The organism is Pseudonocardia sp. OZ21 (genome assembly GCF_059359135.1).
Map to the genome: position 1 here is coordinate 1 of NZ_JCADBN010000011.1, position 24414 is coordinate 24414.

A 24414-nucleotide genomic window follows, 5' to 3' on the forward strand; every position below is an offset into this window, starting at 1 on the left:
GGTGGGGGGCGGGCGGGGGGGCGGGTGGGGGCGTCCTCGGTCACAACCGGCCCAGGGGGCGGGACGGGCCGGCTGATCGTGACTAGCGTCGATCAGACCCGGGGGCGCCCGGGCACGTGACCGGGAGGACCCGGATGTCGATCGACAGGCCGCTCCGGCCGGCGAGCCTGTTCGCCGACCTCGTCTCGACGACGACGTCCACCGCACCGCGGCAGGTGCTGGGGCGAGCCGTCGTGATGGGCGGGTCGGTTGCCGGGTTGCTCGCGGCGCGGGTGCTCGCCGACGTGGCCACCGAGGTCGTGATCATCGAGCGGGACGGGGCCGATCCCGGAGTGGACGCCCGGCCGGGCGTGCCGCAGGGACTGCAGGTGCACGCGCTGCTGGCGGGAGGCCGGCTGCATCTCGACCGGTGGTTCCCCGGCTTCTCGGCCGACTGCGTGGCGGCGGGTGCCTACGTGGCCCCGTCACGCGATCTGCGACCCGCGCTGACCGGCCGCCACCGCTGGCTGCGCAGCGTCGACCCCGGCGTCATGTCGGGGAGCCGGCCGTTCCTGGAGGGAATGATCCGCCGCCGGGTGCTCGCACTCCCCGCGGTCACCGTGGTCACCGGGCGCGCCACCGGCCTGGAAATCACCGGTGAGGCCGTGACCGGCGTGCACGTGGAGGTGGTCGGGGAGGAGCGCATCGAGCGGGCGGATCTCGTCGTCGACGCCACCGGCCGTGCGAGCCGGCTCGGCGAGTGGCTCGAACGGGCCGGCTGGGAGCGCCCCGAACTCGTCCGGCTGCCGATCGCGCTGAGCTACGCCACCGGGTACTTCCGGAGGACGGCGACCCCGGATCCGCCCATGTGGCTCATCCGCGACCTGCAGGGCCGGACGAACGGCGGGGTGTACGGGCCGATCGAGGACGACCGCTACATCGTGATGATCTCCGCCTACGGGGACCACCGGCCCGGCAGCACGATCGAGGACTTCCGCGCGCAGCTGCGGGCGGACCTGCCGGCACCCTTCACCGTGGTCACTGCAGGAGAACCGCAGGGTCCGATCCGGACCTACCACATGGCCGACAGCCGCCGCCGCGACTTCGGCTCGGCGCACCGTCTCCCGGCCCGGCTGGTGGCGGTGGGAGACGCCGTGGCGTCGTTCAACCCCACCTTCGGCCAGGGCATCTCCTCGGCGGCGCTGCACGCCGTGTGCCTGGAGTCGTACCTCTCCGACGGCCCGGATCTCGACGCTCCGGCCGACGGCTTCTTCGCCCGGCAGCGGGTCGTGGTGGATGCCGCCTGGCGGTTGTCGACGATCATGGACGTGCGTCGCACGGGCGCCGTACTGCGCCTGTCACTGCGGGAGCGGCTGGCCCGGGGCCTCTCCGAGCGCGTCCTGACCGCCGCGCCGCAGGACGCCACCGTGGAGGCCACGGTGACCGCGGCGGGCTTCATGCTGGTGCATCCCGACGTGCTGCTCACCCCGCCCGTCCTCGCGCGGGCCGCGCTCGTGCACGGGCGGGTGGCGGCCGCCCGAGGTGTGGCGGCAGCGCGGCACGGCCTGGGGTGGCTGGCCGGGCGGGTGAACGAGCGGCGGACCCGCCGTCCACTTCTGGACGAGGCGGCCTGACGGCAGCTCAGCGAAGGTCCGACAGGATCGACGCCGCGCGTTCGCCCTGCCAGAGATCGGGCCGCCACCGCTGTACGAGCGGACCGACGGGCGGCGGATTTCCTGGTCCCGCCCACACCACGAACAGCCAGCATCGCTCGCCCCCGAGCCGCCACGGGGTGCGCAGTTCGGGGTGCCGGCGCACGGCCTCGGCGTCGGCCGGGTAGAGCTCGAGCGCCACCACGATGGGTGTCCTCTCCGGCCGCCGGTCGAGCCACCGGATGTACGTCCGGGCGCTGATGCGCCGGCGCCGGTCGGAGACGCGCAGCGAGGCGGCGGCGATCTCCGTCCACGCCAGACGGAACGCCGGCCTGCGGCGGCCGGTGTCGAGCCGGATCCCCTCGTGGTCGATCACCAGCCGCCGCGGCCGTCGCAGCTCGAACAACGCCTGCGACACGAGGAGTGCGAGCAGCCCGAGACAGACTCCCAGAACCCCGGCGACCACCCGTGCTGTCAGGCCTCCGTGCACCTCGCTGCGGACCGCGGCGACAACGGCCACCACGGTGAGTCCCCACAGGATCGGGGCCGAGATCAGCAGCCCCGGAGCGCTTCTCCTGCGCAGGTCGATCACTCCGCTCGTCACGCGGCGAGACGCTACGCAGACGTGCTACGACGCGGGGCCGTTCGGGAGAAGACGTGTGAGTCCGCTCCCAGCATGCGGACGTCCATGGATCGTGGACCGGACAAGTGGCACGCTGTCAGTTGTGACTGCGCTGACCCTGCGACTCGTGGCCCGCCGCCACGTGGACCTGCACCGGGTGAGCAGCGCACTCTGTCGACAGCGCTGATCTCGCGCCCCCGACCACCACATCTCAGCTGGCGCCGAGGCCTGCCGCCCTGATCGCGGTGTGCCTGTGCCGCGATCCGGAGGCTCCGTCTTGCCCCCCACCACGTCCGTTCCCGGCAAGCGCAAGCGCGGCGAAGGCCAGTGGAAGCTGGGCTACCGCGAGCCCCTCAACCCGAACGAGCGCACGAAGAAGGACGACGACGGGCTGAACGTCCGCGCCCGTATCGAGAACGTCTACTCCAAGCACGGGTTCGACTCGATCGACCCGGCCGACCTGCGTGGCCGGATGCGCTGGTGGGGCCTCTACACGCAGCGCCGCCCCGGCATCGACGGCGGCCGCACGGCAGCGCTGGAGCCCGAGGAGCTCGACGACCGCTACTTCATGCTCCGCGTCCGCATCGACGGCGGGGCGCTCACCACGGAGCAGCTGCGGGCGATCGGCGAGGTCTCGCAGGACCATGCGCGGGGCACCGCCGACGTCACCGACCGGCAGAACATCCAGTACCACTGGATCCAGATCGAGGACATGCCCGCGATCTGGAAGAAGCTCGAGGGCCTCGGCCTGCTCACCACCGAGGCGTGCGGCGACACCCCCCGCGTCATCCTCGGCTCACCGGTCGCCGGGATCTCCGCCGGCGAGAAGGTCGACCCGACCCCGGCGATCGACGCGATCCTCGAGCGGTACATCGGCAGCCCGGAGTTCTCCAACCTGCCGCGCAAGTTCAAGACCGCGATCTCCTGGCAGCAGGACGTGGCGCACGAGGTGAACGACGTCTCGTTCGTCGGCGTCGAGCACCCGGAGCACGGCCCCGGCTTCGACGTGTGGGTCGGCGGCGGCCTCTCCACCAACCCGAAGATCGCGCAGCGGCTCGGGGCGTGGGTCCCGCTCGACGAGGTCCCCGACGTCTGGGCGGGGATCATCTCGGTGTTCCGCGACTACGGCTACCGCAGGCTGCGCCACCGCGCCCGGATCAAGTTCCTCGTGGCCGACTGGGGCGCGGAGGAGTTCCGGCGCGTGCTGGAGGAGGAGTACCTGGGCCGGAAGCTCGTGGACGGCCCCGCGCCGGCCACCCCCGAGAGCCCGATCGACCACATCGGGGTGCACAAGCAGGTCGACGGCCGCAACTACATCGGCGTCGCACCGCCCGCCGGACGCGTCTCGGGAGCCACGCTGGTGGCGCTGGCCAAGGCCGCGGAGACCGCGGGCTCGCGGCGGGTGCGGCTCACGCCGCAGCAGAAGATCGTCGTGCTCGACGTGCCCGACCGGAACGTCGCGTCGCTGACCGCAGAGCTCGCCACCCTGGGTCTGCAGGCCGAGCCGTCGCCGTGGCGGCGCGCCACGATGGCCTGCACCGGCATCGAGTTCTGCAAGCTCGCCATCGTCGAGACGAAGGAGCGGGCGATCCGGCTGGTCGAGGAGCTGGAGAGCCGGCTCGCCGACGTCAGCCCGGACGTCCCGATCTCGATCCACCTCAACGGCTGCCCCAACTCCTGCGCCCGCACGCAGGTGGCCGACATCGGGCTCAAGGGCCAGATCGTCACCGACGCCGACGGCGCGCAGGTCGAGGGCTTCCAGGTCCACCTGGGCGGCGGCCTCGGTCTCGACGCCGGGTTCGGCCGGAAGCTGCGCGGGCTCAAGGTCACCAGTGCCGAACTGGGCGACTACGTCGAGCGGGTCGTCCGCCACTTCCTCGACCAGCGCCAGGACGGCGAGCGGTTCGCGCAGTGGGTCACCCGGGCGGCGGAGGGCGATCTCAAATGAGGCGCGAGGTGATCCGGAATGTCTGAGCGTGCCGTCCCCTTCTACTGCCCGTACTGCGGTGAGGAGGACCTCCGTCCCGCGGAGCAGACCGAGAAGGTGCCGCACGGTGCCTGGTACTGCGCCGACTGCCTGCGGACGTTCTCGCTGAAGCTCGTCGGAATCGGAATCGCGGAGGTGGCACGATGAGCGTCGCGACAGAGGTTGATCTGCGGGCGGTCGCGGAACAGGGTGCGGCCGAGGTGGGCCCGGATGCCACCGCCGAGCAGTTGCTCACCTGGGCCGCCGGCACGTTCGGCGAGCGGCTGATCGTCGCGTCGAACATGCAGGACGCGGTACTCGTCGACCTGGCCGCCCGCGCCCTGCCGGGGGTGGACGTGCTGTTCCTCGAGACCGGCTACCACTTCCCCGAGACCATCGGCACGCGGGACGCGGTCGGGTCCGTGTACGACGTGCGGATCGTCAACGCCACGGCGGAGCACAGCGTCGCGGAGCAGGACTCGCTGCTCGGCAAGGACCTGTTCGCCCGCGACCCGAACCAGTGCTGCGCGCTGCGCAAGGTCGCCCCGCTGCAGCAGACGCTCGCGGGTTACGACGCCTGGGTCACCGGTGTTCGCCGGGTCGAGGCGCCGACGAGGGCGAACACGCCGCTGATCACGTACGACGAGAAGTTCGGGCTGGTGAAGATCAACCCGATCGCCCCGTGGAGCGACGAGGAGATGGACGCCTACATCGCCGAGCACGGGATCCTCGTCAACCCGCTCGTGTCGGAGGGCTACCCGTCGATCGGGTGCGCCCCCTGCACCGCGAAGCCCGCACCGGGCGCGGATCCGCGCAGCGGCCGCTGGGCCGGCACGGGCAAGATCGAGTGCGGGCTGCACGTCCAGTGACCGCCGCAGCCCCCACCCTCGACGCCCTCGAGGCCCTCGAGTCCGAGTCCATCCACATCTTCCGCGAGGTGGCGGGCGAGTTCGACCGCCCGGTGATCCTCTTCTCCGGCGGCAAGGACTCCACGCTGCTGGTGCACCTCGCCGTCAAGGCGTTCGCGCCGGCGCCGGTGCCGTTCCCGCTGCTGCACGTCGACACCGGGCACAACTACCCCGAGGTGATCGACTTCCGGGACCGGCTCGTCGAGCGCCTCGGACTGCGCCTGGAGGTGGCGCACGTCCAGGACTGGATCGACGACGGACGCCTCGTCGAGCGCCCGGACGGCACCCGCAACCCACTGCAGACCACCCCCCTGCTCGACACGATCGTCGAGCACCGGTTCGACGCGGTGTTCGGCGGCGGCAGGCGCGACGAGGAGCGGGCCCGGGCCAAGGAGCGGATCATCTCGCTGCGCGACGCGTTCGGCCGGTGGGACCCCCGCAGCCAGCGGCCGGAGCTGTGGAACCTCTACAACGGCCGCCACGCGCCCGGCGAGCACGTACGGGTGTTCCCGATCTCCAACTGGACCGAGCTCGACGTCTGGCGCTACATCCAGCGCGAGGGGATCGAACTGCCGTCGATCTACTTCGCCCACCAGCGCGAGGTCTTCCGCCGCGACGGCATGTGGCTCGCCGAGGGACCGTGGGGCGGCCCGCGCGGCGCCGAGACGCTGGAGCTTCGGGACGTCCGCTACCGCACCGTCGGCGACGGGTCGTGCACCGGTGCCGTGGAGTCCACAGCGGTGACGGTGGAGGAGATCATTGCCGAGGTCACCGCGTCCCGGCTCACCGAACGCGGGGCCACCCGCGCCGACGACCGCCTCTCCGAGGCGGCGATGGAAGACCGGAAGCGCGAGGGGTACTTCTAGTGACACGGGATCTGCTCCGCTTCGCCACCGCCGGCAGCGTCGACGACGGCAAGTCCACTCTGGTCGGTCGCCTGCTGTACGACACCAAGTCGGTTCTCGCCGACCAGATCGAGGCCGTGCAGCGCGCGTCGGTCGACAAGGGACTGGCCACTCCGGACCTGTCCCTGCTGGTGGACGGGCTGCGCGCCGAGCGCGAGCAGGGCATCACGATCGACGTGGCCTACCGCTACTTCGGCACCCCCACGCGCGAGTTCGTGCTGGCCGACACCCCGGGCCACGTGCAGTACACGCGCAACACGGTCACCGGCGCCTCCACCGCCGAGCTCGCGGTGCTGCTCGTCGACGCCCGCCACGGCGTCGTCGAGCAGACGCGCCGCCACGCCGCCGTGCTCGCCCTGCTGCGGGTGCCGCGGCTGGTGCTGGCCATCAACAAGATCGACCTTGTCGACTACGACGAGGCCGTCCTCGCCGCGATCGCCAAGGACTTCGCCGGCCTCGCGCGTTCGCTGGGCTTCGCCGACGAGGCCGTCGTGACGATCCCGGTGTCGGCGCTCGTGGGCGACAACGTCGTCGAACGCTCGGCACGCACGCCCTGGTACGACGGGCCGACCCTGCTCGGGCACCTGGAGTCGGTGCCCGTCGCCGGTCCGGAGGTGGCCGCGCCGTTCCGCATGCCGGTGCAGTACGTGATCCGTCCCAGATCCGAGGAGCTGCACGACTACCGCGGCTACGCCGGCCAGGTCGCCGCCGGCACCGTGCGGCCGGGTGACGAGGTCGTGGTGCTCCCCGGCGGAGCCCGCACCACCGTCGAACGCGTCGACACGGCCGACGGGCCGCTCGACGCCGCCGGTGCCGGGCGCAGCGTCACGGTGCTGCTGACCGACGACATCGACATCGCCCGCGGCGACGTCCTCGCCACGGCCACGGCCCCGCCCCGGCTGACCGCCGAACTCGAGGCCACGCTGTGCTGGCTGTCGGACAAGCCGCTACGGCCGGGCGCCCGGCTGCTGCTCAAGCACGGCGCGCGCACCACCCAGGTGATCGTCGGGGCGCTGGGCGACCGGCTCGACACCGACACCGTGTCCTATGTGGACGCGCCGGAGCAGCTGGGGATCAACGACATCGCGCGCGTCAGCCTGCGCACGGCCGACCCGCTGCCCGTCGACGACTACGCCGACATCCGCGCCACCGGCAGCTTCCTGCTGATCGACCCGCCCACCGGTAACACGCTAGCGGCCGGCCTGGTCGGCAGCCCGCTCACGCTGGCGGGGTAGCTGCCGTGCCACTCCAGCCCGTTCCCGTCCGCCTGCCGTCACACGCAGGAGGGATCCGCGTCGGGTCCGAGGGGGCAGCCCCGGTGCTGGTGGAGGTGGCGCACGGCAGCCGCGACCCGCGGTCGGCCACCACCGTGGCCGCGCTCGCCGACGAGGTCCGCAGCCAACACCCGGGGCTCGACGTGCGCGTGAGCTTCCTCGACCTGTCCGCCCCCCGCCTGCCGGACGTGCTCGCCGGCGTCGCCGCGGAGGGTCACCGGCGCGCCGTGGTCGTCCCTCTGCTGCTGGGCCACGCCTTCCACGCGAGGGTCGACGTCCCCGGCGAGGTCGCGAAGGCCGCCCGGCGCCACCCGCAACTCGACATCACCATCGCCGGTGTGCTCGGCGGCAGCCCGCTGCTGGAGGCCGCCGCCCTGGACCGCCTCTCCGCCGTCGCCGGCCCGCTGCACGACCCCGGCCTGGGTGTGGTGCTCGCCGCCATCGGCTCCTCGCACGCCCCGGCGAACGCCGCCGTGGCCGAGGTCGTCGACGGCTGGGCGAGGCGCTTCGGTTGGACGGGCGGCGTGGCGGCGTTCGCCACCTCCACCTCGCCGACCGTGCCGCAGGCGATCACCGCCCTCCGGGCGCAGGGCGCGGAGCGGGTGGCGGTGGCCCAGTGGATCCTCGCCCCGGGCCTGCTCCCGGACGCGATCGCCCGCGCGACCCACGCCGCAGGCCAAGACGTCCTGCTCGCCGGTCCCCTGGCGGCGCACCCGGCAGTCGCGTCCCTGGTGGCCGACAGATACCGCACGGCCCACCCCACCCCCACCCTCTGCCGCACAGCAGGCTGACCGCCCCGCACTCCGGAGCCCTACTGCTGCTGACACAAGCCGCACACAGCACTACGGCTCCGCAGTGCACCGGCGGCCGGGGCCGCCCGCGCGAGTCGCCCGGTCCGGGCGCGCAAGCCACCCGCCCCATCCGCGCCGCCGGCCCCCCAGCCGCGTCCTACGACCCGCGAGTCGCCTGTTCCGCGCGCATGAGTCGCCCGGTCCGCACCCGCGCCACCGGCTCGCGCGCGCCCACCCCACCCCCACCCGCTGCGCACCATGGAGCCGTACTGCTGGTGGGACGCGCCGCAGACCGCACTTTGGCTCCGAAGTGCGCCCGCGGTGTGGGCTGGGAGGTGGTGTCCGTACATTTCGTGCGGTTCCCGCCTCTCGGACGCCTGGTTGTCCTCTTCCCCGGGCGGGACGCACGATGGTGCAGTGACGTCGACGCAGGTGTGCCCGCAGGGCCCCGCCGTGTTCCGACGTGCCGACCTCGCCTCGAGGTCGGGGTTCCTGGTCACCGATCTCGAGAGGTTCTGGCCGTCCCGCCGCGGCCACGCCTTCGACGAGTTCTGTCGCTGACCTCTCGCATCGCCCGCTGATCCGCCGCCGCGCCTTCGCGCGCGCCATCAGCGACCTGCGCTCCGCCTGCCCGGGCATTCCCGGCCGGGCACGCCCCACCCAGAACAGGACTCCATCCGATGCCCCGGCTCCGCACCCCCACCCTGATCCCGGCCGTGATCACTGCCGTGATCGCCCTGCTCACCGCCACCGCGTGCTCGCGGGCCGAACCGGCGCCCACCGACACCGTCGCGCCCGTCAACGGCGGGAAGGCGACGGAGCTGCGCCTCGGGTACTTCCCGAACGTCACGCACGCGCCGGCGATCATCGGCGTGGAGCAGGGCTTGTTCAAGGCCGGACTGGGCGACACCACCCTGACGCCGCAGACCTTCAACGCGGGCGGCGACGCGGTCAACGCGCTGCTCGGCGGCTCGCTCGACGCCACCTACATCGGCTCCGGCCCGGCGATCAACGCCTTCGCGAAGTCCGACGGCCAGGTGCGGGTCGTCGCCGGTGCCACCGCGGGTGGCGCCCAGCTCGTCGTGAAGCCCGAGATCACCGATCCGCAGCAGCTCAGGGGGAAGACGATCGCCACCCCGCAGCTGGGCAACACCCAGGACATCGCGCTGAAGGTGTGGCTGAAGAAGAACGGGCTCACCGCGGGCGACGGGCCGCAGGACGTCAAGATCGCCAACCTCGACAACCCGCGCACCCTCGACGCGTTCCGCCAGGGCAGCGTCGACGGCGGCTGGCTCCCGGAGCCGTGGAGCTCCCAGCTCGTCCTCAACGCCGGCGCGAAGGTGCTGCTCGACGAACGCAGCCTCTGGCCGAACGGCCGCTTCCCCACCACCGTGCTGCTCGTGCGGGCCGACTTCCTGCAGAAGTACCCGGAGACCGTCCGCGAGCTGCTGCGGGCGCACATCAAGGCGATCGACCTGGCGCAGACGGATCCGGCACAGGCCGAGACCATCGTCAACCAGGGTCTGCAGAAGCTCACCGGCAGCGTGCTCCCCGGGCCCGTGATCGACCGTGCCTTCGAGAACATCGCCCTCGACCCCGACCCGCTCGCCTCGACGTTCCCGCAACTGGCGGAGGACAGCGCCACGGCGGGGATCACCGAGAAGCCGACCGACCTGGTGGGCTTCCTCGACGTCGCGCCGCTGAACGCCGAACTCCAGGCCGCCGGGAAGCCGCCCGTGGACGCCGCAGGACTCGACAACAAGCCCGGAGGCAACTCATGACCGCCACTCTCGACCGTCCCGTCGGCACCGAGCACCGCGCCGCCGTCGACCTGCAGGGCGTCGGCAAGGTCTTCGGCCGGGGCGCCTCGGCCGTCACCGCGCTGACCGAGGTGGACCTGCGGGTGCAACCGGGCGAGTTCGTGGTGCTGCTCGGGGCGTCGGGCTGCGGCAAGACCACGCTGCTCAACCTCGTCGCCGGGCTCGACCAGCCGACGTCGGGCAACGTGACGGTGGACAGCGGCCGTCCCGCGGTGATGTTCCAGGAGCCCGCCCTGCTGCCGTGGCTGGACGCGGGCCGCAACGTCGAGCTCCCGCTACGGCTGGCCGGGGTCGGGCGAGCCGCCCGCCGCACCCGCGCCGCCGAACTGCTGGACCTCGTCCGGCTGGGCGGCCTGGCGCGCAAGCGGCCCCACGAGCTGTCCGGCGGCATGCGGCAGCGCGTCGCGCTGGCCCGCGCGCTCGCCGCCACGTCGAGCGGCACGGACGCCGAGGGCGGCCTCCTGCTGATGGACGAGCCGTTCGCCGCGTTGGACGCCATCACGCGCGACTTCCTGCAGGGCGAGCTGCAGCGGATCTGGCAGGCCACCGGGGCTGCGGTCCTGTTCGTGACCCACGACGTCCGCGAGGCCGTCCGCCTCGGGCAGCGGGTCGTGCTGCTGTCGTCGCGGCCGGGCACCGTGGTGCGGGAGTGGGACCTCGCCGCCGCCCGGACCGACCGGGAGGAGCTCTCCGAGGAGATCACCGGCAGGCTCCGGGAGGTGATCTCCACACATGCCCGCGCCTGAGGTCGTCTCCGACGCGCAGTCCGCCGACACCGCCGCGGTCGGGGCGGGCCTGGACGCGCTCGACACGCCCACCGAGACGCGCAAGCCGGTGCTGCGCCGGGTGCTGGCCACCGGGCTGCCACCGCTGATCGCGCTCGTGCTGTTCATCGGCGTGTGGCAGGCCGTGTGGGCCTCGGCGATCTACCCGGAGTACCAGCTGCCTGCCCCGCTCGCGGTGTGGCAGGAGTTCGCCGGCACGGTCGTCGACGGCAGCATCTGGGGGATCGTCTGGGTGTCGCTGCACCGCGCGGTGCTCGGGTTCCTCACCTCCGTGGTGGTCGCCACGCCGCTCGGGCTGCTCGTCGCGAAGGTCCCGGTGGTGCGGGCCGCGATCGGTCCGCTGCTGGCGGGCATGCAGAGCCTGCCGTCCGTGGCGTGGGTGCCGGCGGCCGTGCTGTGGTTCGGGCTGACCGACACCACCATCTACTTCGTGGTGCTGCTCGGCGCCATCCCGTCGATCGCCAACGGGCTGGTGTCGGGCATCGACCAGGTGCCGCCGATCCTGCCGCGCGTCGGACAGGTGATGGGCGCAGGCCGGATCAACTCGGCGCGGCTGATCCTGCTGCCCGCCGCGCTGCCGGGCTACATCGCGGGCTGCAAGCAGGGCTGGGCCTTCTCCTGGCGTTCCCTGATGGCGGCGGAGATCATCGCGACGTCCCCGCAGCTGGGGATCGGGTTGGGCGCGTACCTGAAGCAGGGCAGCGACTTCAACAGCATGCCCGGCGTCATCGCCGCGATCTTCCTGATCCTGCTGGTCGGCGTCGGGGTCGAGCTTCTGGCGTTCCGGCCGCTGGAACGTCGCGTGCTCCGCGCCCGCGGCCTGGCGCCGGCACGTTGATGGCCGCGCCCATGCGTACCACCGGATACCCCGACGACCCGACGATCGGCGGCGCCCGCCGCGCCGCGCTGAACGAGGCCGGCCGGCGCCCGGTCGGGGTGTTCGCCACCGTGGTGAATCCTGCCGTCGGGCTGGGGCTCGCCGTCCTGCTCTTCTCCGGCTTCTCCGCCGCGACATAAGGGAACCGGTGACCCGCTATCCCGGCAGGACGCTCACGAGGCGACGTGACCGGGACCTGTGCCACCACGCGAGCGCGCTCTGTCGGACGCACCGCCGACCCGGTCCGTCCGACACCCACCTCCTGGAGGCACCCATGTCCACCCCCACCCGCGAATCCATCCGCCGGACCATCGCCGACCGCATGCTCGACTCGCTCGAGGACCTGGTGCGCAGGCACCGCGCTCTCGCGCTGGACGAGCAGCCCGCCGGCGAGCAGGTCGACCTGCACGCCGAGCTCATCGCCGCTGAGGTGGCGCACGAGCTGGCCGTGGTGCGCAGCGCCCTGCACCGGCACCCGCCGTTGGGCTGAGGCACCGCGCCCGGGCAGCAGCCCGACTGCAGCAAAGCCACTTTCCTGCAACCTCGTTGCATGAAAGTGGCTTTGCTGCAACCAGGGCGGGGGCTACAGCCGCGGGTCCACCGGCTCCGACTCCAGCGCGAGCACCGCGAAGACGCACTCGTGCACGCGCCACAGCGGTTCCCCCGCCGCCAGCCGTTCGAGCGCCTCCAGGCCCAGCGCGTACTCGCGGAGCGCGAGCGCCCGTTTGACGCCCAGTCCGCGCCCGCGCAGCCGCTCGAGGTTGGCGGGCGCGGCGTACTCGGGGCCGTAGATGAGGCGGAGGTACTCCGGCCCCCGCACCTTGACCCCCGGCTGCACGAGGCGCCGGCCCTCGCGGGTGAGGTTGGCCAGCGGCTTGACGACCATGCCCTCGCCGCCCGCGCCGGTCAGGTCCTCCCACCACGCGGTGCCCGCGGCGACCGAGGCCTCGTCGGTGGTGTCGACCACGAGGGAGGCGGTCCGGCGGAACAGCTCCGTCCCGGCCTCGTGGAGGCGGTCGGCGACGGCGAGATGCCAGTCGTGGGCGCGGGTGTGGAAGGTCGCGCCCTCGGCGGCGAGCACCTGGAACGGCGCCAGCTGCACACCCGCGAGCCCGTCGGTGGGCCAGCAGTACCGGCGGTACGCCTCGCGGAACGCCGTGACACCGGCGGCACGGGCGGTCGTCCCGGCCGTCAGCTCGGCAACGTCGATCCCGCGCGCCGTGGCCGCCGCGAGTGCTGCCCCGGACGCCGAGAGTGCGGCCCCGGCCGCCGCACCGACCGCGGCGTACTGGTCGCGGATGAGGCCGCCCGCCTTCGCGCTCCACGGGAGGAGCTCGGCGTCGAGCAGCAGCCACCCGGTGTCCAGCTCGTCCCAGAGCCCGGCCGCGGTGACCGCGGCCCGGACACTCTCCAGTAGCTGCGCGGTCAGCGCGGGCGGGAAGAACGGGCGTCCCGTGCGGGTGACCACCGTGCCGGGACCTGCCATTCCGAAGCGCTGCGCGCCGACGGCGTCGTCCCGGCAGACCAGCACGACCGCCCGCGACCCCATGTGCTTCTCCTCGCACACGACGAGCGGGACGCCGGCGGCGCGGAACCCCGCGAACGCCTCCGCGGGGTGCTCCAACAGCCCGTCGCCGGTGGACGTGGCCGTCGGCGCCATGGTCGGCGGCAGGTAGAGCAGCCACCGCGGGTCGACAGCGAACCGGCTCATCACCTCGAGCGCGGCCGCGGCCTGCTCGGCGCGCACGGTGATCGTGCCGTGGTGCGCGGTGGCGATCATGCGTTTGCCGGTGACGTCGGCGATGTCGAGCACGTCGGGCGCGCGGACCGGGGCCTGCGCGGCGGGGGGCGGGGTGAGCGGGCGCTTCGGCTCGTACCAGACCTGCTGCGCCACGACGGCCACGACCTCGCGCTCCGGGTAGCGCAGCGCCGTGAGCTTCCCGCCGAACACCACACCGGTGTCGAGGCACATCGTCTTGTTGACCCACTCCACCTCCGGCGTGGGTGTGTGCCCGTACAGGACGGTCGCCGCGCCGCGGTAGTCGTTGGCCCACGGGTAGCGCACCGGCAGGCCGTACTCGTCGGTCTCGCCCGTGGTGTCGCCGTACAGCGCGAGGCTGCGCACGCGTCCCGACGCGCGGCGGTGGAAGCGCTCGGGAAGCCCGGCGTGCGCGACGACGAGCCGTCCACCATCGAGGACGTAGTGAGAGACGAGCCCGTCGCAGAACTCCCGGACGGCGACGCGGAACTCCTCGCTCTGCCCCGACAGCTGGGCCAGGGACTCGGCGAGCCCGTGCGTGACCTGCACCGCCCGGCCGGAGAGCGCCCGCACCAGCTTCTGCTCGTGGTTGCCGCACACGCACAGCGCGTCTCCCCCGGCCACCATCCCCATGACCAGCCGCAGCACGCCGGGGGTGTCGGGGCAGCGGTCGACCAGGTCGCCCACGAACACCGCGTGCCGCCCGGCCGGGTGGTGCGCGCCGACCGCGCGCCCCTCCTCGTCGCGGACGAGGTCGTAGCCCAGTGCGGTGAGCAGGTCCTCCAGCTCCCCGCGGCACCCGTGCACGTCGCCGATCACGTCGAACGGCCCCGTCTCGGTTCGGCGGTCGTTGAGCAGCGGCTCGATCTCGATCCGCGCCGCGTCGACCTCCTCCACGGAGCGGAGCACGTGCACCCGGCGGAACCCCTCCTTGGCCAGTGCCCGCAGCGACCGGTGCAGCTCGCTGCGCTGGCGCCGGATCACGTGGGGTCCGAAGCTGCGGTCGGTCCGGGCCTCGTTGCGCTGCCTGCAGACCGCCTCCGGCACGTCCAGCACGATGGCGACCGGCAACACGTCGTGCTCGCGGGCCAGCGCCACCAGCGGGGCGCGCGCCTCCCGCTGCACGCTGGTGGCGTCGACGACGGTGACCCGGCCGCCCGCCAGCCGCTTGCCCGCCACGACGTGCAGCGCCTCGAACGCGGCCGTGGTGGCCGACTGGTCGTTCTCGTCGTCGGCGACCATTCCCCGGAAGGCATCGCTGGAGAGCACCTGCGTCGGCGCGAAGTGCTTGCCGGCGAAGGTCGACTTCCCCGAGCCGGACGCGCCGACGAGCACGACCAGCGCCATGTCCGGGATGCGCAGCACACGCGGCTCGGTCATCGCCCGCCCTCCGGTGCCTGCTCCCGCTCGAAGACGGCCAGCTGGGTGGGTGGGCCGACCTCCGGGTCGTCGGGGCCGACGGGCCGGAACCGGACCGTGTAGCCGTGCCGGCCCGCCACCGCGGCGGACCACTCGCGGAACTGCGCCCTCGTCCACTCGAATCGGTGGTCGGTATGGCGCATCCGGCCCGCCTCCAGGCTCTCGAAACGCACGTTGTGCTCGACGTTGGGGGTGGTCACCACGACCGCGGCAGGCCGGGCGGCTCCGAAGACGGCGTGCTCCAGCGCGGGCAGCCTGCTCTCGTCGACGTGCTCGATCACCTCCATCAGGACGGCGGCGTCGTAGCCGGCGAGCGTCTGGTCGGTGTAGGTGAGCGCCGACTGCCGCAGCGTGATCCGCTCCCGCTGCCGCTCGGCCATCCGGTCGAGCTGCAGGGCGCGCGCGGCGGCCTCGAGGGCGCTCGCCGAGACGTCGATGCCGACGATCTCGGTGAGCTCCGGGTCGGCGATCAGGTCCCGCAGCAGCGCGCCGTTGCCGCAGCCGAGGTCGAGGACACGGCGGGCGCCCAGTTCCTTGAGCGCGCCGAGAACGCTGTGCCTGCGCTGCACCGCCAGCGGCTCCGGCCGCTCGGGCACCGCCGTGACCACCGGCTGGGCGAGCGCGTCGTCGAGTTCGGCCACGTCGGTGTCGTCGGCGTCGGCGAGGCGCTCCAGCGCCGTGCGCACGTAGGGGCGCTGGTGCGCGAGGTACCGCCGGCTGATCAGCGTGCGCTCCGGGTGGGCGGCGAGCCAGCCGGCGCCCGCCCGCAGGAGCTTGTCGACCTCGTCCTGGCCCACCCAGTAGTGCTTGCTGCCGTCGAGCACCGGCAGCAGGACGTAGAGGTGGGTGAGCGCATCGGCCAGGCGCATCTCCCCGGTCAGCGTCGTGTCGAGGTAGCGCGAGTCGCCCCACTCGGGGAACTGCGGGTCCAGCGGCACCGGGTCCGCGACCACCTGCCAGCCCAGTGGCGTGAACAGGCGCTCGACCAGCTCACGGCCGTCGCGACAGGGCAGCGTCGGGATGCGGACCGACAGCGGGATCGGCCGGGCCGCCAGCTCGGGGCGCGCCGCGCAGCGGCCCTTCATCGCCGAGGAGAACACGGAGCCGAGCGCCACCGCGAGCAGCGAGCCCGCCGCGTACGGCCGGTCGTTCACGTACTGGCCCAGCGTGAACCCGGTGGTCGCCGCACCCTTCACGAGCGCGACCGGGTCGACGTCCAGTAGGAGGGCGGCGGTGCATTCCTCCTGGTCCGCACGGGGGTAGAAGACGTGCGCCGTGCCGGCCGCCACGGGGAACGCCTGTGCCCGGTCCGGGTGCTTGTGCAGCAGGTACCCGAGGTCGGTGGCCGGCTCCGCGGTGGTGGTCAACATCAGCAACACGGAGGGAGCCTGTCAGACGGGCCACCGAGGCCGGTCCGGCGTTGCAGCAAAGCCACTTTGCTGCAACGAGGTTGCGTGAAAGTGGCTTTGCTGCAATGGGGGGCAGTGCTCCCGAGCGGGGGCTCAGGCGGCGGAGGCGGACGCCCTCGCCACGGGCAGGCTGCGCAGCACCGCGCGGGCCACGGCGTCGTTGTAGCGCAGGCTCTGCGCGTTCATCCCCGGGCGCGTGAACGCCCCTGCCACCTTCACCGCGGTGTGCGGGCCGACGGCGAAGCGGCGCGGGTGCACCGCGCCGGAGGCGTCGACCAGCGCGCCGTCGGACGGGCGCACGCGGATGAGCCCCGTGTTGCGCAGGACGGTGCCGTCGTCGTCGACGATGACGGCCTCGCCCGCGGCACCGCTGCGCATCAGGCTCGCGAGCAGCGGGTCCTCGGTGCGGGCGGCGCTGGCGTCGGGCAGCCGGGCGTCCACCAGCACGGTGGCCGTGACGGGCGGGGCGCCCTCCAGCGACGCGCTGCCGGCGCGGAACGTGCCGTCGGCGACGTCCACCCACATCCCGGCCCCGAGGAACTCCACGAACCCCGCCCGGGACAGTGCGAGCAGCTGGCGCACCCGGAACCCCGGCGGCCCGCTGGCGACGGCGTTGAAGAAGCTCTGCCACCAGTTCACGTCGAAGGCCTGCGACCGGGCGGAGAGCGCGCCCGACCCGACGAGCCTGCCCAGCGACCCGTACACCGAGAGCATCGCGACGAAGGCCCCGAGGTGTGGGGTGTGTGCCGGGTCGACGTGCTGGCGCAGGTCCTCGGCGATCCGCTCGCGCACCAGTGGCTGCAGCGCGGCGAGGTCCGGGGCGTGGACGCCGTCGAGTGGGCGGTCCAGTGCGGAGAAGTCGATGCGGTCGACGGCCCCGGGCACCGCCGCGGTGATCAGCTCGTCCATGGCCGGGGTGCCCCAGCCGAGCGCGGTGTACCGGGCGGCGAACTCGTCCCAGGGCAGCCGGACGCGGTCCGGGTGGCCGAGGAACAGCTCGTGGTACCACCCCCAGGCGATCTCCTTGGCCATCAGCGGCCACACCTGCGCCCGCAGGTCGACGGGCTCACCCGCGGCGATCAGCGGCTCGATCTCGGCGGGCCCGAAGAACCGTGGCAGCAGCGGTCGTCCGGCGCGCAGCTCGTAGTGGGGCTTGGAGTGGTAGGGCGCCCCTCGCGGCGAGCCCACGACCAGGTGCGGCTCGGCGCCCGACGGGAGGTAGCGCAGGGTGTCGCCGTCCGGGCCGACCGGCTCGAACCGGCCGCCGCGACCCTCGAACAGCAGCACCACGAGGTCGATGAACGCGAGCCCCATGCCGCGCACGATCGCCGTCTCCCCCGGCCGGATCACCGACAGGTCGGTGTCGGTGGTCTGCTCCGGCGGCAGGTAGCGCAGTCCCAGGCCGGCCGCCCGGTCGGCGAGGGCGAGCTCCTCCTCGGTGGGGGTCGCGTCGAGGTGGCCGGAGGCGAGCACCACCGTGTCGACGCGCAGCGCGGGGGCGTCCTCCAGGAACACGATCTGCGTCGGCCCGTCCTCGGCAAGCCCGACGGCCCGGGTGCGGTGCACGTGCACCCGCACCCCCGGCGGCATCCCGGCGATCACCTCGTCCAGCACCCGGCCCAGGTAGGCGCTCTGCAGGCGCCGGCTGGGAAAGGTCGATGCGGTGACGGCGCGCAGCTCGGCGGCCAGCTCGGGACCCAGCTGGTCGGGGTCGCCGTGGGTCTGCAGCTCCTGCGCCCAGTCCCAGAACGAGGGGCCCGGCCGGATCGGTCCCTCACAGACGACGGAGTCGTCGGTGTACATGGTGACGTCGGCGGCCATCGAGTTCATGGCCAGCAGGGGCGACTGGTCGTGGCGCCAGATCCGGCCGGCGCCCGCCGGGTAGGGGTCGATCAGGTGCACGTCCAGGCCGGCCCCGACCGTGCCGGACAGCAGCTCCGGAGCGCTCGCGCCGAGTCGCTCGAGTATCCCGGCGCCGCGCGGCCCGGCACCGACGATCGCGATCGCGGAGGTCAAGGGGTTCCTCTCGGCAGACGGACGTTGACGGTCCGTGCCTCAGACGGCGGTGCTGGTGCGGCACAGGTCCACGTGCCACCGCCGCACCAACCTCAACCCCATCACCCGACAGTAGGTCGGCGTGCCGCCGCGGGCCAGTGATGCGGACGCAACTCACGTGCCCTTTACAAGGTGACCGCGTCGACAAGAGCGGACAGGGCGGCGGCCAGCCGGTCAGCGCCCGCGGTGAGGGCTCCCGCCGGCTCCGCCAGGTACGTGTCCCGGCGGATCTCGATCATGATGGACAGCACCCTCTGGTCCGTCCCGTGGTGGGCGAGCGGGACGTAGGTGCCGGCGAAGGGGGAGTCGAGCCCCACGGTGCCGATCGGGGCGAACGCCGTGCCGGCCGCCGCGACGAGCCACTCCGGGGTGTGCACGGCGTCGGTGCCGAGGCACACCGCGGGCCGGGGGCCGTCGGCGTGCAGCTCGTAGGGCAGCGGCGCCGACGGGTAGGAGTGCACGTCCAGCAGCACGGCGCGCCCGGTGGCGGCGAGCCGGTCGTGGACGGCGTCGCGCACCGCCGTGGCCCACGGGGTGTAGAAGGCGTCGAGCAGGGCGTGGCGGTGCGCGGGGTCGTCGGCGCGGATCCGCTGCCCGCACGTACCCCGCGTGTAGACGGCGGCCATACCGACCGCAGCCATCTCCTCCCGCTCGTCGGGGAACCGCTCCGGGTCGACGACGAGCCGGGACACCCGGTTGATCAGGGCCCACGGCCGGAGCCGGGCGCGGTCCGCGGCGGCCGTGGCGATCCGGTCGGTGTGGTGGTCGGTCAACGCGGCCTGCTCGGCCGCCAGCTCGTCGTCGTCGAGCACCAGGTGCGGCCGGGTCCACCCGGGGATCTCGGTGCCGGCGTGCGGGACGTGCAGCAGCACGGGACTCGAGCCGTCACCTGGGAGCACCCGCCCATCCTTCCCGAATGTGACCGGCTCGATGGCCGGTTGACGACCCCATCGCCCGGTGCTGGAGTGGAGAGGTGACCGTCCGGGTTCCCCTGGTGACGCGACCGCACATCGACCTCGGCCGGGTGTGGTCTGCGGCGTGTCCGGGCTCCTGAGCCCCCAGCCCCGCACCCACCTCCCGGAAGGACCCACCATGCCCGTCGAGTTCCTCGGCATCGGCGCCACCAACAACGGCTCGGAGACCGATCCGCGCACCGGTCCCGCGTTCGACAAGGAGTACACGCTCGCCCTCGCCCGCGCCCACGAGGAGACCGGGTGGGACCGGGTGCTCACCGCCTACGGCTCCGGCAGCCCCGACCCGGCACAGGCCGCGGCGCTCATCGCGACGCACACCGAGCGGCTGCAGCTGTTGCTGGCCCACCGGCCGAACGTCTCCTACCCCACCTTCGCCGCGAAGACCGTCGCCACGCTCGACCAGATCAGCGACGGGCGGCTCACCCTGCACGTGATCACCGGCGGCAACGACCACGAGCAGCAGCGCGAGGGCGACACGCTGCCCAAGGACCGCCGCTACGACCGCACCCGCGAGGCGATCCAGATCTTCAAGAAGGCCTGGACGTCACGGGAACCGTTCGACTTCCACGGCGAGCACTACGACTTCAGCGACTTCGTGCTGGACGTCGAGCCCGCCCAGAAGCCGCGTCCACGCATCTCCTTCGGCGGGTCCTCCGCCGCGGCCTACAAGGTGGGGGCGGAGGAGGCCGACATCTACGCGCTGTGGGGTGAGCCGCTCGCCGGCACCGCCGAACAGATCGCCACGATCACCGATCTCGCCCACGCGGCCGGACGTCCGGCGCCGACGTTCCAGGTGGCGTTCCGCCCCATCCTCGGCCGCACCGAGGAGGAGGCCTGGGAGAAGGCCTACGCCACCGTGGCCCGCATCCAGGACCGGACGAAGGGCGGCACGTCGCAGCTCACCCGCCGCCACAAGCTCACCGACCCCGAGAACGCCGGGTCCCAGCGGCTGCTGGAGGTGGCCGCGCAGGGCGAGCGCTTCGACCGTGCACTGTGGACGGTCACCGCGAAGGCCACCGGCGGGGCGGGCAACTCCACCGCGCTGGTGGGCACCCCGGAGACCGTGGCCGCCGCCCTGCTGGACTACTACGACCTCGGCGTCCGCATCCTGTCCGCCCGCGGCTACGACCTGCTGGAGGACGCCAAGGAGTTCGGCCGCGAGGTGATCCCGCTCGTGCGCGCCGAGGTGGCGCGGCGCGACGCGGAGCAGGCGCGCACCGCCGTTCCCGCCTGACGCAGCACCTACCTCGGAGGAGCTAAGCGCAGGACCGCCTGGGTCTGCGTCACCCGCGCGACGAGCCTCCCGGCCGCGTCGCGCAACTCGGTGTCCACGACGAGCGTGCTGCGCCCCGCGTGCAGCACGCTCGCCACGGCGTCTATGTGCCCGGACGTCACGGGGCGCAGGAAGTTCGTCGCCGAGGTCACGGTGGCCGTTCCCGTCGCGCCGTCGGGGAGGTTGAGGAACGCGCACCAGCCACCGGCGGCGTCGGCCAGCGCCATCAGCGCCCCGCCGTGCAGCAGGCCACTGGACGTACACCGGGTGCCGTCCCACTCGAGGCGCAGCGCCACCTCGTCCGGTCCGGCCCGCAGCGCGGTGGCTCCGAGCACGGCGGTGAAGGGCATGGCGCGGTGCATCTGCGCGGTGAGGTCGTCGGTCACGGGAGGCACACTGCCGCCCCGCCGTGCTGCCGGTCCATTACCTGCGGGGTCATCGATCAGGCGCGCCGGGGCCGGTTAGCGTCCGGTCATGACCGCCGCCACCGCCGCCGGAACCGCGTTCGGATCGCTGCTGCGCGACTGGCGTCAACGCCGTCGGCTGACACAGCTCGACCTCGGCCTGCGGGCCGAGGTGTCCGCCCGGCACCTGAGCTTCCTGGAGACCGGCCGGTCGAAGCCGAGCCGGGAGATGGTGCTGCACCTGTCGGAGGAGCTCGACGTGCCGCTGCGAGCCCGGAACGAGCTGATGATGGCGGCCGGGTTCGCCCCGGCCTACACCCAGCACGGCCTCGACGACGCCGAGTTGGGCGAGGTGCAGCGCTCGTTGCGCCGGATCCTCGACGGCCAGGAGCCCTATCCCGCGGTCCTCGTCGACGGCTCGTGGAACCTGCTCGCAGCGAACCGGGCGGTCGCGCTGCTCACCGACCTCGTCGACCCCGAACTGCTCGCCCCACCGGCCAACGTCCTGCGCGTGAGCCTGCACCCGCGCGGGCTGGCCCCGCACGTCGTCGACCTGGAGGAGTACGCCGCCCATCTGGTGTCCCGGCTGCGCCGGCAGGCGGAGCGATCGGCGACCACGGGGCTGCGCGCGCTGCTGGGCGAGCTCGTCGGGTACTGCCGGGACGCCGGGCTCGATCCGACTGCGCAGCCCCGCGACCGGATTCTGCTGCCGCTGCGGCTGCGGCACCCGGACCAGGAGCTCACGCTCTTCTCGACGGTGGCCGTGCTCGGTGCGCCGCTCGACGTGACGCTGGAGGAGGTGGCCATCGAGAGCTTCTTCCCCGCCGACGACGCCACGGCCGCCTACCTGCGGGAGCGATTCGCCTGATTCCTCCCGAGCGCCCCCGCCGTAGTGGACCATGAAGGGCCGGGCAGTGACGGGGGGACGCGTGGGTGAGAAGCCGGGGCCTGCCCCGTTGATCGGGGTCGACGACATCGGCACGCCCTCGTGGGCGCAGGGGTACGAGTCGGCGGCGAACGCCGGGCTGCTGGCGGTGGCCGGCACCGCACCGCGCCCGGCGCTGCTGGCCGCCACGCTGGATCCTCGTGCTGGAGCAGGGCAGGCTGATCGAGCATGGCCGCCACCTTGAGCTGATGGCGCTGCGCGGCACCTATCACGAGCTGTTCACGCTCCAGGCGCGCGCGTACGGCGAGTCGGCGGGTGAGCCGGATACGGTCCCCGCATGACCGACGAGCTGGTGCACCTCGACGTCGCGGCGGGCGTCGCAACGATCACCCTGGACTCCCCCGCCAACCGCAACGCGCTGTCGGCGCAGCTGCGCGGGGAGCTACTGGGCCACCTCACCACCGCGATCGAGGACGACGCCGTGCGGGTGATCGTGCTCAGCCACACCGGCCGGGTGTTCTGCTCGGGGATGGACCTCAAGGAGTCGCGCGGCGCCACGGCGCAGGACCAGGGCGTCGGTGAGTTCCCCGCGATCCTCGAGCGGATCTGGGCCTCCCCCACGCCCGTGATCGCGCGGGTGGCGGGGCCGGCCAGGGCAGGCGGGGTCGGGCTGGTGGCGGCCTGCGACATCGCGGTGGCCGCCGAGACGGCGACGTTCGCGTTCAGCGAGGTCCGGATCGGCGTCGTCCCGGCGGTCATCTCCGTCACCGTGCTGCCGCGCCTGCTGCCGCGGGCGGCGCACGAGCTGTTCCTCACCGGCGAGACGTTCGACGCCAACCGCGCCGAGCAGATCGGGCTGGTGAACAGCGCCGTGCCCGGCTTCGACCTCGACACGGAGGTGCACCGCTACACCGAGGCGCTGCGGATGGGCGCACCGGGCGCGCTGGCGGCCACCAAGGCGATGCTCCGCCAGGAGCGGCCTGCCGCGATCAGCGAGCAGTTCGCCGAGATGCGGGAGCTCTCGGCGCGCCACTTCGCAGGCAAGGAGGGCCAGGAGGGCATGCGGGCCTTCGCGGAGAAGCGCGCGCCCTCCTGGGCGCAGTAGCGCTGTCCCTCAGGCGCTGGGCGGGGTCCAGCGCGGGTCGCGGCCCGACGCGGCGAGCGCGCGCTCGAACGCCGGCGCGCCGGCCGGCACGTCCACCGCGGCGCCGAACCAGCCCCCGTCCCGTCCCATCTGCGCGATCGACTCCACGCCCTCCAGCACCACCTGGGCGAGGGCGGGCGGCACCTGGAGCGGCTGCCCGGTCGAGACGGCCAGGTCCCAGGCGTGCACGGCGAACTCCGCCGTCATGATCGAACCGATCACCGCGGCGGGCATCGGCGAGCCACCCATCTGCGACTCGCCCTCCCAGGCCGCCGGGGTGGCCCACGCCTGCGCCGCCGCAGCAGCCTGCTCCTCGCACGCCGGCGCCCACCCGCTCTCCGGAAGCCCGCGCAGGAACGGGGTGCGCTCCTCTCCCGTCCAGGACGGGTCCCAGGCCTGACGCGTGCCCGAGCGGTGGGCGAGCAGGAATCCGAAGGCGATGTGGTTGACCACGTCCCGGACGGCGTAGTCGGAGCACGGGGAGGGGTCGTCGTACCGGGCCGGGTCGGCACCCCGGATCACGGCGACCGCGAGGTCGATGCTCCTGCTCATGTGGTCTGCGTTGTCCATGCCGGTGAATCTGCCGGGCGGGCGCCCGCCCGTATTGCACGAACGCGACACCGCGGCCCATTCCCGTCGGTGGTTAGCCTGGTCACGTGGACGTTCTGGAGGACGAGGCGCTCGACCGCGCGCTCGGGGTGCTCGCCCGCAGGCCGCTCGTGGCGCTGACCGGCGCCGGGCTCTCCACCGACTCCGGCATTCCCGACTACCGCGGCCCCGGCTCCCCGCGCCGCACCCCGATGACCTACCAGGACTTCGTCTCGGGCGAACCTGCGCAGCGCCGCTACTGGGCCCGCAGCCACGTCGGCTGGGCCCGGATGGCGCACGCCGAGCCCAACGCCGGGCACCGGGCGATCGCCGAACTGGAACGCGTGGGCGCCTTGCACGGCCTCGTCACGCAGAACGTGGACGGGCTGCACCACGCCGCCGGGAGCCGCGCGGTGATCGACCTGCACGGCCGGATCGCCGACGTGGTCTGTCTCGGGTGTGGCGCCCGCAGCCCCCGCGACGAGCTCCAGGGCAGGCTCGCGGCGCTGAACCCGGGCTTCGTCGACGCGGCCGGAGCGGAAGTCGAGGCCGCCCCCGACGGCGATGCGGCGCTCGAGGCCACCGACGGCTTCCGGCTCGCCGCGTGCCACGGGTGCGGCGGCGTACTCAAGCCGGACGTGGTGTTCTTCGGCGAGAACGTCCCGCGGGAGCGGGTGGCGCGCGCCTACGCCATGGTCGACGCCGCGGGCTCGCTGCTCGTCGCCGGCAGCTCGCTCACGGTGATGTCCGGGCTGCGCTTCGTCCGGCACGCGCACAAGATCGGCGTGCCCGTGGTGATCGTCAACCGGGGCCGCACCCGGGGCGACGAGTTCGCCGAGGTGCTGGTGGACGGCGGCTGCTCGGACGTGCTGCCGGTGATCGCCGCGACCGCGGCCAACGCCGCCTGACGTCGGCAACCTCCGT

25 protein-coding genes are annotated in these 24414 nt (G+C 73.4%); 18 read left to right on the forward strand and 7 right to left on the reverse strand.

The genetic code is table 11. The features are described from left to right. Window positions 1-134 precede the first annotated feature (134 nt). Window positions 135-1613, forward strand: a complete 1479-nt coding sequence (locus AC5L35_RS23840; protein WP_495061910.1) for an FAD-dependent oxidoreductase — start codon at window positions 135-137, stop codon at window positions 1611-1613. 7 nt (window positions 1614-1620) lie between these two features. Here the strand turns inward: AC5L35_RS23840 and AC5L35_RS23845 are convergent, their stop codons facing one another. Then, window positions 1621-2235 carry a hypothetical protein gene (locus AC5L35_RS23845; RefSeq protein ID WP_495061911.1) on the reverse strand — a complete coding sequence of 205 codons (615 nt, stop codon included), beginning with the start codon at window positions 2233-2235 and terminating at the stop codon, window positions 1621-1623. A gap of 295 nt (window positions 2236-2530) precedes the next feature. On the opposite strand from AC5L35_RS23845, the gene AC5L35_RS23850 reads away from it, so the two are divergent. From AC5L35_RS23850 to AC5L35_RS23905, 12 genes are all read left to right on the forward strand, one after another. Then, window positions 2531-4201 (forward strand): nitrite/sulfite reductase, encoded by a 1671-nt coding sequence (locus tag AC5L35_RS23850; RefSeq protein ID WP_495061912.1) that lies wholly within the window; start codon window positions 2531-2533, stop codon window positions 4199-4201. 18 nt (window positions 4202-4219) lie between these two features. Continuing rightward, entirely contained in the window at window positions 4220-4387 is a 168-nt protein-coding gene (locus tag AC5L35_RS23855) for an Insertion element protein (RefSeq protein ID WP_495061913.1), read from the forward strand. Then, window positions 4384-5088, forward strand: coding sequence for a phosphoadenylyl-sulfate reductase (locus AC5L35_RS23860; RefSeq protein WP_495061914.1), 705 nt, complete (start codon window positions 4384-4386; stop codon window positions 5086-5088). Before AC5L35_RS23855 ends, AC5L35_RS23860 begins: the two co-directional genes overlap by 4 nt. Then, window positions 5085-5993 carry a sulfate adenylyltransferase subunit CysD gene (gene cysD / locus AC5L35_RS23865; RefSeq protein ID WP_495061915.1) on the forward strand — a complete coding sequence of 303 codons (909 nt, stop codon included), beginning with the start codon at window positions 5085-5087 and terminating at the stop codon, window positions 5991-5993. Before AC5L35_RS23860 ends, cysD begins: the two co-directional genes overlap by 4 nt. Continuing rightward, window positions 5993-7267 (forward strand): sulfate adenylyltransferase subunit 1, encoded by a 1275-nt coding sequence (locus tag AC5L35_RS23870; protein WP_495061916.1) that lies wholly within the window; start codon window positions 5993-5995, stop codon window positions 7265-7267. Before cysD ends, AC5L35_RS23870 begins: the two co-directional genes overlap by 1 nt. Window positions 7268-7320: 53 nt before the next feature. Next, window positions 7321-8097, forward strand: a complete 777-nt coding sequence (locus AC5L35_RS23875) for a sirohydrochlorin chelatase (RefSeq protein ID WP_495062154.1) — start codon at window positions 7321-7323, stop codon at window positions 8095-8097. A 417-nt stretch (window positions 8098-8514) separates the two neighbouring features. After that, window positions 8515-8658: a hypothetical protein gene (locus AC5L35_RS23880; protein ID WP_495061917.1), complete on the forward strand. Its 144-nt coding sequence runs from the start codon at window positions 8515-8517 to the stop codon at window positions 8656-8658. A 119-nt stretch (window positions 8659-8777) separates the two neighbouring features. After that, the gene (locus AC5L35_RS23885; RefSeq protein ID WP_495061918.1) at window positions 8778-9878 is read left to right on the forward strand and encodes an ABC transporter substrate-binding protein; all 1101 of its coding nucleotides are present in this window, start codon (window positions 8778-8780) and stop codon (window positions 9876-9878) included. Continuing rightward, a complete protein-coding gene (locus AC5L35_RS23890; protein ID WP_495061919.1) occupies window positions 9875-10663 on the forward strand; it encodes an ABC transporter ATP-binding protein in 789 nt (262 codons plus the stop codon). The genes AC5L35_RS23885 and AC5L35_RS23890 overlap by 4 nt, the downstream gene beginning before the upstream one ends. Then, on the forward strand, window positions 10650-11540 hold the full coding sequence (locus tag AC5L35_RS23895; RefSeq protein ID WP_495061920.1) for an ABC transporter permease: 891 nt from the start codon (window positions 10650-10652) through the stop codon (window positions 11538-11540). The genes AC5L35_RS23890 and AC5L35_RS23895 overlap by 14 nt, the downstream gene beginning before the upstream one ends. A gap of 11 nt (window positions 11541-11551) precedes the next feature. After that, window positions 11552-11719 (forward strand): hypothetical protein, encoded by a 168-nt coding sequence (locus AC5L35_RS23900; RefSeq protein WP_495061921.1) that lies wholly within the window; start codon window positions 11552-11554, stop codon window positions 11717-11719. 134 nt (window positions 11720-11853) lie between these two features. Then, window positions 11854-12069 (forward strand): hypothetical protein, encoded by a 216-nt coding sequence (locus tag AC5L35_RS23905; RefSeq protein ID WP_169398370.1) that lies wholly within the window; start codon window positions 11854-11856, stop codon window positions 12067-12069. Window positions 12070-12162: 93 nt separating this feature from the next. On the opposite strand, the gene AC5L35_RS23910 is transcribed toward AC5L35_RS23905, so the two are convergent. The 4 genes from AC5L35_RS23910 to AC5L35_RS23925 all read right to left on the reverse strand — a co-directional run bounded on the left by AC5L35_RS23910 (window position 12163) and on the right by AC5L35_RS23925 (window position 19120). Beyond that, window positions 12163-14718 carry a polynucleotide kinase-phosphatase gene (locus AC5L35_RS23910; protein ID WP_495061922.1) on the reverse strand — a complete coding sequence of 852 codons (2556 nt, stop codon included), beginning with the start codon at window positions 14716-14718 and terminating at the stop codon, window positions 12163-12165. Next, window positions 14715-16136, reverse strand: a complete 1422-nt coding sequence (locus AC5L35_RS23915) for a 3' terminal RNA ribose 2'-O-methyltransferase Hen1 (protein ID WP_495061923.1) — start codon at window positions 16134-16136, stop codon at window positions 14715-14717. Before AC5L35_RS23915 ends, AC5L35_RS23910 begins: the two co-directional genes overlap by 4 nt. A 123-nt stretch (window positions 16137-16259) precedes the next feature. After that, the gene (locus AC5L35_RS23920; protein ID WP_495061924.1) at window positions 16260-18182 is read right to left on the reverse strand and encodes an FAD/NAD(P)-binding protein; all 1923 of its coding nucleotides are present in this window, start codon (window positions 18180-18182) and stop codon (window positions 16260-16262) included. A gap of 164 nt (window positions 18183-18346) precedes the next feature. Beyond that, window positions 18347-19120 (reverse strand): N-formylglutamate amidohydrolase, encoded by a 774-nt coding sequence (locus AC5L35_RS23925; RefSeq protein WP_495061925.1) that lies wholly within the window; start codon window positions 19118-19120, stop codon window positions 18347-18349. A 193-nt stretch (window positions 19121-19313) separates the two neighbouring features. On the opposite strand from AC5L35_RS23925, the gene AC5L35_RS23930 reads away from it, so the two are divergent. Beyond that, window positions 19314-20429 (forward strand): LLM class flavin-dependent oxidoreductase, encoded by a 1116-nt coding sequence (locus tag AC5L35_RS23930; protein ID WP_495061926.1) that lies wholly within the window; start codon window positions 19314-19316, stop codon window positions 20427-20429. Between the two features lie 8 nt (window positions 20430-20437). Here the strand turns inward: AC5L35_RS23930 and AC5L35_RS23935 are convergent, their stop codons facing one another. Further along, window positions 20438-20854, reverse strand: coding sequence for a PaaI family thioesterase (locus AC5L35_RS23935; protein WP_495061927.1), 417 nt, complete (start codon window positions 20852-20854; stop codon window positions 20438-20440). A gap of 88 nt (window positions 20855-20942) precedes the next feature. Here AC5L35_RS23935 and AC5L35_RS23940 point away from each other — a divergent pair, with 88 nt between their 5' ends. The 3 genes from AC5L35_RS23940 (at window position 20943) to AC5L35_RS23950 (ending at window position 22863) form a co-directional block, all read left to right on the forward strand. Next, window positions 20943-21740 (forward strand): helix-turn-helix domain-containing protein, encoded by a 798-nt coding sequence (locus AC5L35_RS23940; RefSeq protein ID WP_495061928.1) that lies wholly within the window; start codon window positions 20943-20945, stop codon window positions 21738-21740. Window positions 21741-21958: 218 nt separating this feature from the next. Then, window positions 21959-22099: a hypothetical protein gene (locus AC5L35_RS23945; RefSeq protein WP_495061929.1), complete on the forward strand. Its 141-nt coding sequence runs from the start codon at window positions 21959-21961 to the stop codon at window positions 22097-22099. Beyond that, window positions 22096-22863 (forward strand): enoyl-CoA hydratase-related protein, encoded by a 768-nt coding sequence (locus AC5L35_RS23950; RefSeq protein WP_495061930.1) that lies wholly within the window; start codon window positions 22096-22098, stop codon window positions 22861-22863. Before AC5L35_RS23945 ends, AC5L35_RS23950 begins: the two co-directional genes overlap by 4 nt. A gap of 9 nt (window positions 22864-22872) precedes the next feature. Here AC5L35_RS23950 and AC5L35_RS23955 read toward each other — a convergent pair whose 3' ends face one another. Further along, window positions 22873-23472 (reverse strand): TIGR03086 family metal-binding protein, encoded by a 600-nt coding sequence (locus tag AC5L35_RS23955; RefSeq protein WP_495061931.1) that lies wholly within the window; start codon window positions 23470-23472, stop codon window positions 22873-22875. An 86-nt stretch (window positions 23473-23558) separates the two neighbouring features. On the opposite strand from AC5L35_RS23955, the gene AC5L35_RS23960 reads away from it, so the two are divergent. Further along, on the forward strand, window positions 23559-24398 hold the full coding sequence (locus tag AC5L35_RS23960) for an NAD-dependent protein deacetylase (protein WP_495061932.1): 840 nt from the start codon (window positions 23559-23561) through the stop codon (window positions 24396-24398). Window positions 24399-24414 lie beyond the last annotated feature (16 nt).